Consider the following 11,811-nt stretch of genomic DNA (forward strand, 5'->3'; position numbering starts at 1 on the left):
CAAGGCGCAAACCGCAGCCGGGCTGGTGGCCCGGCGAGGATTTGCAACGCCGCAGACCGCCCAATCCAGAGATGCGGCACGCGCGGGGGACTTATTCAGCGTTGCCCTATGCCTGCAAAGCGGGCAGGCGCTGGTCGATCGCTTTCCTGGCCCAGGCCAGGCCGGCCGCTTTCACTTCGTCGAAATCCTCGTAACTTCTTTCCTTGTCGCGCCAGGCCGGCCATGCGGGTTTCCACTCCGGCTTGATCTGCACGGCCAGGTGCCAGCCATCGAGCATTTCGAAGCCGACGACACTGATCTCGTGATCGCGGTAATGGCAGGTATGGATCAGGGACTGCATGGCATGACCAGGAAGGGAAACCTCTTCAGTATAGTGCGGCGGGAAATAAAAGCGATGGCTATCCAGATAACATGCAGCATGCCCAGCGCCCCCACCACGCACCGATTCCTGCCGCGCAAAAAACAAAACCCGGAGCCGCGTTGCGGACTCCGGGTCTGCTTCAAGGGGAAACCGCTCAGTCCTGGCCGGCAACCTTGTAGCCCTTGCTGCTCATCGGCACGAACGCCAGCAGCACGCCGAGGATGGACAGCGCCAGCACATAGTGCGCCGGGCCCTGCGCGTCTTGCTTGATCCACAGCGAGATCAGGATCGGGGTCAGCCCGCCGAACACCGCATACGCCATGTTGTAGGCGAAGGACAGGCCGGAGAAACGCACCGGCGGCGGGAAGGCGCGGGTGGAGACGATCGGGGTGAGCGCGATGCTGCCCACGAACAGGCCGACCAGGCCATAGCCCCAGACCAGCGATTCGGGAGAACCCGGCAATTGCCCATAGAACCATACGCTCGACAACGCCAGGCCGCCCCAGCCGATGAGCATGCACGCGCGCGTGCCGATGCGGTCGCACAGCCAGCCGATGGCCAGGCAACCGATAGTCAGCATCAGCGTGCCGGCGCAGTTGGCCTGCATCACCAGCTTGGCCGGCAGGTGGTGCACGGTTTGCAGATACGACGGCGTCATCAGGATCACCACCACCACGGCGCCCGACAGGCACCAGGTCATGCCGGCGGTCAGGAGGCTGGCGGCGCGGTGATCGCGCAGCACCGTCTTGAGCGGCAGCTCCCTGGACTGGGCGCGGCGCGCCGCCAGTTCCCGGAATACCGGCGTCTCTTCGAGGTAGCGCCGCAGGTAGACCGATACCAGGCCGAACACGCCGCCCAGGATGAAGGGAATGCGCCAGGCATAACCGGTCACTTCGCCGGGTTCGAACGCGCTGTTGATGAAGATGCCCATCAGCGAACCCAGCAGGATGCCGCCGGTGATGCCCGCGGTCAGCGAACCGACGCCGAAGGCATAGCGGTTGGCCGGCACGTGTTCGGCCACGAACACCCAGGCGCCCGGCATCTCGCCGCCGATGGCGGCGCCCTGCAGGGTGCGCATCAACAGCAGCAGGATGGGCGCGGCCACGCCGATGCTGGCGTAGGTCGGCAACAGACCGATCACCAGCGTCGGCACGGCCATCAGGAAGATCGACAGCGTGAACATGCGCTTGCGGCCGATCACATCGCCGTAGTGGGCGATGATGATGCCGCCCACCGGACGCGCCAGATAGCCGGCGGCGAAGATGCCGAAAGTTTGCAGCATGCGCAGCCACTCGGGCATGTCGGCCGGGAAGAACAGCTTGCCGACCACCGCCGCAAAGAACACGTAGATGACGAAATCGTAGAACTCCAGCGTGCCGCCCAGGGCGGACAGGCCGAGCGTCTTGTAGTCGGAGGAAGTAAGGGGACGGTGCCGGGACTCGTGGATGGCCCCGGTATATTCAGCAGAAATAGACATGGTTTTTCAGCACAATCGGCAAAACGGAAATCACGATCCGTGCGCCCGGCATTTGCCCAATGCAAATGCCGCCGGCACACCGGGCCGGAAGGCCGGTTTGTTATTGTTTTAAGCGGGTGGATCGCAGACGGCGTGTCTGCGAAGGACAGATTCAGCGGAAAACGTAAAGCGAAGACCTACGATTTAGCGGCGAAACTGGGAACATGATACCTGAAAGCGGCGAAGCTTTCGCATCGCAGCATCTTTTGCCGTTTTCCGGCCAGACGACAGCATTCGGCGCATGGCTGCCATGGCGCGGGAATGAAGGCGATCTCGCCCGCGTTGCAACAAAACAAGTAAAGCGAGTCATGCCGGAACGGTTTCATGAGCATGCTATCCATCCAGGCCCATTTCCTTTCCACACACCAGCGGATACGCCGATTTCATATGCGAACCAAGGCATCCAGTTTTTACGAGCCGCGTATTTCAGGCGTCGAGCACGATGTCCACCGCCGCGCTCCGGCGCAGCATCAGGAAACCTTCGCCATAGATGTTGCGGATCTGCATCGGCGCATCCGCCAGCGAACGCAATTTCTGGCGCACGCGGTAGACCAGCACATCGATGCGATGGGAATCGTATTCCTCGGCGCCGGACCGGAGCAGGTCGAACAGTTGCGCGTGCGAGACCGGAGACTGGGGACTTTGCAGCAGCGCCGCCAAGACAATGCTTTCCTTGTCGGTGAACTGCAGCAATACCGCGCTGCCATCGGCCAGGCGGCCGGATTTGCGGCTGAAGGTCCAGCGCTCCGGTTCCGGAGAACGCTGGTGCGGCGCGGTCTTCATCCGGCGCGACAGCGCGGTCAGCGTCGCCGATATCTCTTCCAGCCTGACCGGCTTGACCAGGTAATAATCGGCGCCATCGCTCATGCTGCGCACCCGCTCTTCCAGGCGGGCGCTGGCAGTGAGGACGATGATGCCCATCGATGGGAAATGCTGGCGGATCGCGGCCAGTTCCGGCAGGAGATTGCCATCCGGCAGGCCGGCATCGGCGATCAGGATATCGGGCTGCCGGTTTGTCAGAACTTCAAGCGCGCGCGCAAAGGCCGGGCAACTGCCCGCCTCGTAGCCCAACCCCCCGACATGTGCAGCAAGCGTGTTGCGCCAGTCGATCTCGTCTTCAACGATTAATACTTTCATTTAACGAAACAGATTCTGATGACTGCCGGAAGCATTGCCGCCGCCCTTGCCGGACGCGCATCCTGGCTCACCCCATGAGCCCGTCAATGCCCTCCCCATATTCACAACGTTATACAGAAAATATCTGCGAAGAAACTCACAAAAACGCATAAACAACTTGCAAACGTTTTCACCCGCTCGACATTGACGCCGCCACATCCGCCCGGCCCGGGACGCTTCCCGGACATTGCCGGCGCTGCCGGCGCCGCCATTCCCTGCTAAGGTGTCAACTCCATGCCACCACATGCCGGCCAACCGCCTGCCATCCCATGCGCCTATTGATCCTGTCCGACCTCCACCTTGAAGTCTGGCGCGAAAACGCGCCCGCCATCCGGCCCGCATTGAGCCGGCCCGACGCCGTCATCCTGGCGGGCGACATCGACCAGCCGGCGCGCGCGCTGGCCTGGGCCGAACGCACCTTCGCCGGCCTGCCGGTGGTCTATGTCAGCGGCAACCACGAAGCTTATGGAGACAGCTGGGAAGGCGCGCTGCGCAACCTGGCGCGACAGGCAAAGGCGCCCTCCAACGTGCGCCTGCTGGAGCGGAGCGAAACCGTGATCGATGGCGTGCGCTTCCTCGGCGCCACGCTATGGACCGACTACGCATTGTTCGGGGAAGAGAAGCGGCAAGCCGCGATGGCCACGGCCGAACCCGTGATGCTGGACTATCGCCGCATCCAGGTGGAAGACGGCGGCCTGCACCCGATGACGCCCGACGACACGGTGCGTCTGCATCGCGCCGACCTCGCCTGGCTGACGGAAAAACTGGAAACGCCGTTCGCCGGCCGCACCGTGGTGGTCACCCACATGGCGCCATCGCTGCGCTCGGTGGCCACGCGTTACGCGCAAGACCTGGTGTCGGCGGCGTTCTCTTCCAACCTCGACGCCCTGGCCCAACGCGCCGACCTGTGGGTGCATGGGCATACCCATGACTCATTCGACTACCGCATCGGCAACTGCCGCGTCATCTGCAATCCCTGCGGCTACCTGCGGCGCGACGGCACGCCGGAGAATGAACGCTACAACCCGGACCTGATCGTCGAGATCTGAAGCGCGCTCAGCCTTTGACGGCAAAGCGGCGCCAGCCGATGCCGGGCAAGGCCGGCAGCAGCAGCCCCAGGCACAGCAGGCCCATGCCCAGCAACAGGTCGGGCGAAAGCGTCTCGCCGAAGATCAGCGACGACAGCGTCAGCCCCACCACCGGCACCCCCAGCATGCACACCGACACCGTCACCGGCGACAGGCGCTGGGTCATCTGCAGCACGATCAGGAAAGTCAGCGCGGTGGCCAGCGGGCCGGTATAGGCGATCACGTACCAGGAATGGCTCTGCGCCAGGAACAGCGGCACGCCTTCGAAGAGCAGCGCCAGCACGCACAGCGGCAACGCGGCCACCAGCGTCTGCCAGGGCAGCAGGTCGAAATCCAGGCGCACGCCCGGCGTCAGCTTGATCTGCAGGATGTTCACGGCCCACGACAGCGAGGCCACGCCCAGCATCAGGTAACCGATCATGCTGTGCAAGTCGGCATGCCACAGCGCCGGCAGCACGATCACCGCCATGCCGGCATAGCTGCACACGGTCGCCAGCGACTGCTGCGCATTGAGCTTTTGCTTCAACACCAGCGCCGCGCCCGGCACCACCCAGATCGAAGTGGCATAGGCGATCAGCGACGCCCGGCCGGGCATGACGAAATGCAGCGCGCCCGTCACCAGCGCGGTAAACAATCCCATCTGCAAGATGCCCACGCCCGCCACGATCGGCCATTCGGCGCGGGTCGGCAGGCGCAGCTTGCCGAGCGCGAAGGCGATCGCAAAACTCAATACCGCGGCGGAAAGGAAACGGCTGGCGGCGAACCACAGCGGCGGAATGTAATGGCTGCCGAACTTCATCACCGGCCAGTTGCCGCCCCAGATGCAAATCGCCACCACCACGCAGGCCAGAAACCATCCGCTCATCGGCTTGTGCCTGGCGGCGGTTTGGGGGATGACGCGGGCGGCCGCGTTTTCGATCGACATCTCTGGCTCCATGGATGAAAAACGGAGCGTGCCGGCAAATGCAAGGAGGCCATGTACGACCATGTACGGCCGTATCGACGCATGCTGCAACGCATCCAAAACAGCTGACATGGTAGAGAATCGGCAGCCGATAGTGCTGCCGAATTCAGAGAAGGAAGATCAATATTTCAGCATTTAATACTGCAAATATTCATTTTTCAGATTTATTATTTTTTATAAATTATTTTTTCCAGCATGCTCCTCTTCTGCCTCCAGGCAAACCCCGTTCCGGGCCGGCGCTGCTGTCACGCAGCACCGCGCCGCACAAAGAGGATGCAAGGCGTCCGCCCGTCCGCTGTGGCATGCCGGAAAACGTCGCCCTCATTCCTGCCAGGCCGGCGGCGCCCTCCTGGGACGGGCCGGATCGGGCAAGCCGCACGCCAGGAATTGCCCGCGGCCGGCGGCGGCGCAGGCCTGCCCGCCCTGCCACACCACTTCGCCGCGCGACAGCGTGGTCTCGGGCCAGCCGGTGACCTGCATGCCTTCATACGGCGTGTAATCGACGTCGTGGTGCAGCATCTCGTTGCGGATGGTGACTTCCTTGTGCGGGTCCCAGATCGCGATGTCGGCGTCGCTGCCGATGGCGATGGTGCCCTTGCGCGGATACAGGCCGTACATCTTGGCCGGGTCGGTGGCGGTCAGCGCGACGAAGCGGTTGAGGTCGATGCGTCCCTTGCCCACGCCTTCCGAAAACAGGATCGGCATGCGCGTCTCCAGCCCCGGCGTGCCATTAGGGATGTAGCGGAACGGCACTTCCTGGCCGCCCGGTTTCTTGCCTTGCGGGTCTTCGTAGCGGAACGGCGCATGGTCCGACGAGAACACCGAAAACAGGCCGCTGGCCAGGCCGTCCCACACGTATTGCTGGTTGGCCTTGTCGCGCGGCGGCGGACTGCACACGCACTTGGCGCCGTGGTAGCCGTCGTCCAGATGGTCGGCCGTCAGCACCAGGTATTGCGGGCAGGTCTCGGCATAGATGCGCAGGCCGTGGCCGTGCGCCCAGCGGATCTGCTCGATGGCCTCCTGGCCGGAAACGTGCACGATCAGGATCGGCACGTCCACCAGTTCCGACAAGGCGATGGCGCGATGCGTGGCTTCGCGCTCGACCAGCATCGGGCGCGATGCGGCGTGGTATTTCGGCGCGGTCAGCCCGGCCTCCTCCAGCTGTTCGGTCAGCCAGCCGATGCAGTCGGCGTTCTCCGCGTGCACCATGACCATCGCTCCCTCGCGCCGCGCCAGGGCCAGCAATTCCAGGATCTGGCGGTCGTTGAGCTTCAAGTCGTCATAGGTCATGTAGATCTTGAACGAGGTATAGCCTTCCCGCACCAGTTGCGGCAATTCTTCCTTCAGCACTTTCTCGCTGGGGTCGCTGACGATCATGTGGAAGGCGTAATCGATCACGGCTTTTCCTTCGGCGCGGCGATGGTAGTCCTCGACCGCGGCGCGCAGCGACTGGCCCTTGGCCTGGGCCGCGAACGGGATCACGGTGGTGGTGCCGCCGCAGGCGGCCGAGATGGTGCCGCTCCTGAAATCGTCGGCCATCTTCAGCCCCTCTTCCATCGGCTGGTCGAGGTGGCAGTGCGCATCCACCCCGCCGGGCAGCACCAGCTTGCCGGCGGCGTCGATCTCTTTCTTCCCCGGCGGCAGGCCGCGGCCCAGCATGGCGACCTTGCCGTCCCGGATGCCGACATCGCACTGCATGATGTCGGCAGCGGTGGCCACGGTGCCGTTGCGGATCACTACGTCGAAATGTGCGGTGGGTTCCATGGCGGCTCCCGCTTATCCGACGTCGCGGAACAGGCTGCCCCAGCCGCGGATGCGCGACGGGTCGGCGCCGGCCTGCTTGAGCGACTTCCACACCACGGTGGAGATGGTGTCGTAGATCGGGATGCCGGTTTCCTGCTCCAGCTCTTGCACCAGCGGCGCGCCGCGCAGGTTGGTGCAGAAGATGGTGATGGCCTGCGGCTTGTCTTTCGCCACTTCGCGCACCATGGCGCGCAGTTCGTCGGCGCCCACTTCCGAGAAGGAGAAATTGTCCTGCTTGCGCAGGTGGCGTTCGGACACGCACTCAACGCCGGCGCTGCCGTAGTTCTTGATGATGGCGGCCTGCACGTCGTCCAGATAGGGCGTCACCAGGCCGAAACGCTTGACGCCGGTGATGTCGAAGATTTCATTCAGGGCCAGCACCGAGGTGCAGGCCGGGATGCCGGTGGCGTCGGTGATGCGGCGGCACAGGCGCTCGTCGGCCTCGAAGCCGAGCCAGCCGGAAGAGGTGCCGTTCCAGCCGATGCTGCCGACCTTGGCGTGCGACAGCAGCTCGGCCGCGCGCAGGATCTCGCTGTCGTCGAACTGGGCCAGCGCCTGGTTGGACAAGGCGATCTCGGTGACGCGAAAGCGCCCGAAGTGGGCGCTGGCCTCGGGGATATCGGCGATCATGGCGGTGGTCACCGGTTCCAGCGTGGTGTTGGAGGACGGCGTCAGCATGCCGAGCAAAGTGCGTTGTGTCATTGATGTTCCTTTCACGCCGCCAGCTTGGCGGCATCGGCATGCGCCAGCGCCGATTCCTCGCGGATCAGGCCCAGCACATGGCGCTTGTATTGGTTGAATTCCTGCGTGGTGGTGTCGCGCGGGCGCGCCAGGTCGATGTCGATCAGCTCGCGCATGCGGCCCGGCCGGTGCGTCATCACCGCCACCTTGGTGGCCAGGATCAGCGCCTCGTCCACACTATGGGTCACGAACACGATGGTACCTTCATAGCGCTGCCACAGCGCCACCAGCTCTTCCTGCATCTCCAGCTTGGTCTGCGCATCCAGGGCGGCGAAAGGCTCGTCCATCAGGATCACCGACGGGTTCTGCAGCAAGGCGCGGGCGATGCCCACGCGCTGCGCCATGCCGCCGGAAAGTTCGCTGGGATAGTGGTTCTCGAAGCCCTTGAGCTTCACGGTCTCGATGAAGGGCTGGGCCGCCGCGCGCCGCTCGGCCGCGCTCTTGCCTTGCAGCTTGAGCGAGAAGGCGACGTTGTCCCACACCGGCAGCCAGGGCATCAGGTTGGCCTGCTGGAACACCATGCCGCGGTCGGCGCCGGGGCCGGCGATGTTCTTGCCGTCCACCTTCACCTCGCCGGCGGTCGGGAATTCGAAGCCGGCGATCATGTTCAACAGCGTCGACTTGCCGCACCCCGACGGGCCGAGCAGGCACAGGAATTCCTTCTTCTCCAGCTTGAGGCTGACGTTGTCGATCGCCAGCATGTCAGTGCCGCGTTTGCGGTCCTTGAACACCTTGACGATGTCGTTCAGTTCGATGAATGCCATGCTCATTTTCCTTTCACGCCTGGCCCTGCACGGTGGAGACATGCTGCCAGCGCAGCACCGAATTCATGATCTGCTTGAGGATCCAGTCGGCCAGGAACCCCAGCAGGCCGATGCTGATCATCGCCGCGATCACCAGGTCGTAGCGCAGGAAATAATACGAATCCCACAGCGCGTAGCCCAGGCCGCTCTTGACCGCCACCATCTCGGCCGTGACCGTCAGCATCCAGGCGCTGCCGATGCCGATGCGCAGGCCGGCGAAGATGCTCGGCATGGCCGCCGGCAAAATCACGAAACGCAGCAACTGGCCCTGCTTGGCGCCAGCCATGGCGGCCGCGCGCAGCAGGTTGCGGTCGGAAGTCTTCACGCCGTGCACGGTGTTCATCAGGATCGGGAAAAAGGCGCCGAGGAACACCAGGAAGATCGCCGGCTTGTTGGCGATGCCGAACCAGATGATGGCCAGCGGAATCCACGACACCGGCGGAATCGGCCGCAGCATCTGCACGGTCGGTTCGATGGCGCGCTCGACCCAGCGCCACCAGCCGATCGCCACGCCCAGCGCGATGCCTGACACGGCGGCGATCAGGTAGCCGGCGGTCACCCGCATGCAGCTTGCCATGGCGTCGTAGATCCACTTGCCGCTGCTGTCCTGGGCGGCGTCGTTGATGCCGAAGATCCAGTCCATCCAGGTGGCGAACACGCGCGACGGCGCCGGCAACAGCGCCGGCGGAATCACGCCGGAACGGGAGAATGCCTCCCAGAACAGCACCAGCAGCACCGGAACCGCGAAGCGCCACTTCGCCTCCGACAGGGAACGCATCAATCCATTCATGGTGATTCCTTCCGTCTTCATCAATAGCCAAGCTCGGACTTCGGCTTGCCCGTGACGCTCATCAGGAAGCTGTAGTCCATGTTCTTTTCCGCCAGTGCCGAGACATCGCTGGAGACGTACTTCAGGTCCTTCATCATGCCGGCGATGGCCTTGGTCTGGGTGCGGTACATGCGGTAGTCGGGGTAGGCGTTGTTAAGCGCCTCGGTAGCGATCTTGGGATCCAGGCCGGTGCCCTTGACGATGCTGTTGATCCAGCCCTGCTTGTCCTTCTGCAGTCCGTCCACCAGCTTGACCACGGCGGCCACCGTCTCCTTCACTTCGGCCGGATGCTCCTTGATCACGTCCGAACGGGTCACGATCAGGTTGGTCAGGCGCCCGGCGGCCTGGTCGTACGGATAGGCGAAGTGCTTGCCCACGCCGGTCATGCGGATCTGGGAGGCGAACGGTTCGACCGAACAGATCAGTTCGACCTCGCCGCGCGAGAGCGCCGCCGCATGATCGGACGGATTGGGGATATTGACGAACTGCACGTCCTTGGACGGATCGATGCCGTGCCCGGCCAGTTCGCCGCGCATGTGCAGGTCTTGCGCGTTGCCGCGCGAGGCGGCGATACGGAAGGGCTTGCCCTGTGCCTTGTATTCCGCGATCAGCTTCTTCAATCCGGCCCAGTCATCCGAAGCCAGCTTGCTGTCCTTGCCCACCAGCATTTCGGAACCGCCGTTGACCTGGCCCGACACCGCCACCAGATCGAAGCCCTTGTCCAGGCCGCTCACATACGCAAGGTAGGTGACCTGGGCAATGTCCACGCTCTTGGACACCAGCGCGGTCAGCGCATCGCTGCCGGCGGTGAAGTTGATGCCTTCGATCTCCACGTTCTGGGCCAGCGCCGGCACCATGGCCATCGACATGCAGTGCGCGCACTTGGCATACGCCAGCTTGATCTTCGGCTTGGACTGGGCGGAGGCCGAACCCGCCGCCATCACGCCACAGGCCAGCATGGCAGCCAGGGCCGCGCCCTTGAAGGACAGGCCGAACGGGGACTTGCGAACTTGCTTTTGCATCGTTTTTCTCCCTGAAATGAACAAACCACAGATAAATTGTGACAATTTAATTTTTCATTGCCACGATTTATGCAATAGGTGTGCCAGCCAGGAAAAATGATGGCGGATGTCTCCCGAAATCGCCAGGAAGGCTTGCTCTACATAGAGAAGACAGCTTCGCGGGAACAAAGATTGCGGGGCGGAAAGACCAAGGATTCGCACCAACTTGCAGCCGAAGAGCGATACGGAGGATAAAAATCTCCCCATATAAGTGCGCCAAAATGATTTTTATCTGTACGAATATTTTTATAATTTTGTGACAAATAAATCCCACAATTTTCGGCTATGATAACGCCGAGCATGACATCGATAACGCCACGCACCTACTGCGGGCGCACTTACGCCGAGACGACACGAGCATGAGCACCAATACCAGTACCAGCGCGGCCCCATCCAGCCGCAAGAAAAGCATCGCCAAACCCGACAACAGCCCCTTGCCCGGCCAGGCCATCAGCGCCCGCCCGATGGCCGGCGATGCGATCTACGAGCGCATCCTGGGCTCGATCATGGAACACCGCCTCACGCCCGGCACCAAGCTGGTGGAAGAGAAGCTGGCCAGCATCTTCGGCGTCAACCGCACCCGCGTGCGTGAAGTGCTGGCGCGCTTGTCGCACGAAGGCCTGATCACCACCATCCCCAACCGCGGCGCCTTCGTCGCCAGCCCCACCCCCGACGAAGCACGCGCCATCTTCGCCGCGCGCCGCCTGCTGGAACCGGCCCTGCTGCGCCACCTGTGCGAACACACCCAACCCGCGCACATCGCGCAACTGCGCGAGCATGTGGCGCAAGAAGCCAGGGCCCGCGAAAACAACGACCGCCGCGCCATCATCCGCCTCTCCGGCGAATTCCATATCCGCATCGCCGACATGGTCGAAAACCCGGTAATGAGCAAGATGATGCGCGAACTGGCCTCGCTCACCTGCCTGATCATCGTACTGTACGACTCGCCCACGGTACCGGCCTGCACCCACGACGAACACGGCCAGATCATCGACGCAATCGCCGCCGGCCGCGCCGAAGACGCGGTGGCCGCGATGATCGAGCACCTGCACCACATCGAGCAAGTGCTGGACATGTCGGCGCCGCCAAGCGAAGACGAAGATCTAGAGGAAATGCTGGGAATGGTTTGAAGACAACAAGAAGGAAAAGAAACAGCAATAGCGCCCCACAACACCGAAGCCGAAGGCGAGCAGCAAGCAAAGCGAGGCCGAAGGCGAGCCGGTAACGATTTCCCCTTGTGGGCCAGCCGCCGGAGCGCTGTAAAAAATGGATCAGCGAGGCAGTCGGAGCGCAGCGACTCTGCCTCGCCCATTTTTTACCGCGCTCCGGCGGGAACCCCGAAGGGGCTGGCACTTAGGGGTCGCCTTTCTTTGCTTACTTTCTTTGGCGAAGTGTATAGACCGGGGACATGGGTAACAAATGTGCCGGGACATAGGTAACACTTCAATCGTAGGCACTGTTTTGTCGTA

At 63.1% G+C, this 11,811-nt stretch carries 11 protein-coding genes; 2 read left to right on the plus strand and 9 right to left on the minus strand.

All coding sequences use genetic code 11. The features are described 5' to 3' along the window. Positions 1-106: 106 nt before the first annotated feature. The 3 genes from AC07N6_RS23420 to AC07N6_RS23430 form a co-directional block, all read right to left on the minus strand. The gene (locus AC07N6_RS23420) at positions 107-340 is read right to left on the minus strand and encodes a hypothetical protein (protein WP_494783575.1); all 234 of its coding nucleotides are present in this window, start codon (positions 338-340) and stop codon (positions 107-109) included. Positions 341-515: 175 nt separating this feature from the next. Beyond that, positions 516-1,838, minus strand: a complete 1,323-nt coding sequence (locus AC07N6_RS23425; RefSeq protein ID WP_494783576.1) for an MFS transporter — start codon at positions 1,836-1,838, stop codon at positions 516-518. Between the two features lie 465 nt (positions 1,839-2,303). Next, on the minus strand, positions 2,304-3,014 hold the full coding sequence (locus tag AC07N6_RS23430) for a response regulator transcription factor (protein WP_494783577.1): 711 nt from the start codon (positions 3,012-3,014) through the stop codon (positions 2,304-2,306). Positions 3,015-3,322: 308 nt separating this feature from the next. Here AC07N6_RS23430 and AC07N6_RS23435 point away from each other — a divergent pair, with 308 nt between their 5' ends. Further along, complete coding sequence (locus tag AC07N6_RS23435) at positions 3,323-4,102, plus strand: metallophosphoesterase family protein (RefSeq protein ID WP_494783578.1); 780 nt, start codon at positions 3,323-3,325, stop codon at positions 4,100-4,102. A 7-nt stretch (positions 4,103-4,109) separates the two neighbouring features. Here the strand turns inward: AC07N6_RS23435 and AC07N6_RS23440 are convergent, their stop codons facing one another. The 6 genes from AC07N6_RS23440 to AC07N6_RS23465 all read right to left on the minus strand — a co-directional run bounded on the left by AC07N6_RS23440 (position 4,110) and on the right by AC07N6_RS23465 (position 10,303). Beyond that, positions 4,110-5,066 (minus strand): DMT family transporter, encoded by a 957-nt coding sequence (locus AC07N6_RS23440; RefSeq protein WP_494783579.1) that lies wholly within the window; start codon positions 5,064-5,066, stop codon positions 4,110-4,112. Between the two features lie 360 nt (positions 5,067-5,426). After that, complete coding sequence (hydA, locus tag AC07N6_RS23445) at positions 5,427-6,869, minus strand: dihydropyrimidinase (protein WP_494783580.1); 1,443 nt, start codon at positions 6,867-6,869, stop codon at positions 5,427-5,429. 12 nt (positions 6,870-6,881) lie between these two features. Then, positions 6,882-7,610 (minus strand): maleate cis-trans isomerase family protein, encoded by a 729-nt coding sequence (locus AC07N6_RS23450; RefSeq protein WP_494783581.1) that lies wholly within the window; start codon positions 7,608-7,610, stop codon positions 6,882-6,884. 11 nt (positions 7,611-7,621) lie between these two features. Beyond that, entirely contained in the window at positions 7,622-8,413 is a 792-nt protein-coding gene (locus tag AC07N6_RS23455; RefSeq protein WP_494783582.1) for an ABC transporter ATP-binding protein, read from the minus strand. A gap of 13 nt (positions 8,414-8,426) precedes the next feature. Then, positions 8,427-9,242, minus strand: coding sequence for an ABC transporter permease (locus AC07N6_RS23460; protein ID WP_494783583.1), 816 nt, complete (start codon positions 9,240-9,242; stop codon positions 8,427-8,429). A 20-nt stretch (positions 9,243-9,262) separates the two neighbouring features. Further along, positions 9,263-10,303, minus strand: coding sequence for an ABC transporter substrate-binding protein (locus AC07N6_RS23465; protein ID WP_494783584.1), 1,041 nt, complete (start codon positions 10,301-10,303; stop codon positions 9,263-9,265). Positions 10,304-10,701: 398 nt separating this feature from the next. Here AC07N6_RS23465 and AC07N6_RS23470 point away from each other — a divergent pair, with 398 nt between their 5' ends. Further along, positions 10,702-11,472, plus strand: a complete 771-nt coding sequence (locus AC07N6_RS23470; RefSeq protein WP_494783585.1) for a GntR family transcriptional regulator — start codon at positions 10,702-10,704, stop codon at positions 11,470-11,472. Positions 11,473-11,811: the final 339 nt, after the last annotated feature.

The organism is Herbaspirillum sp. GW821-FHT09A12, assembly GCF_059418325.1.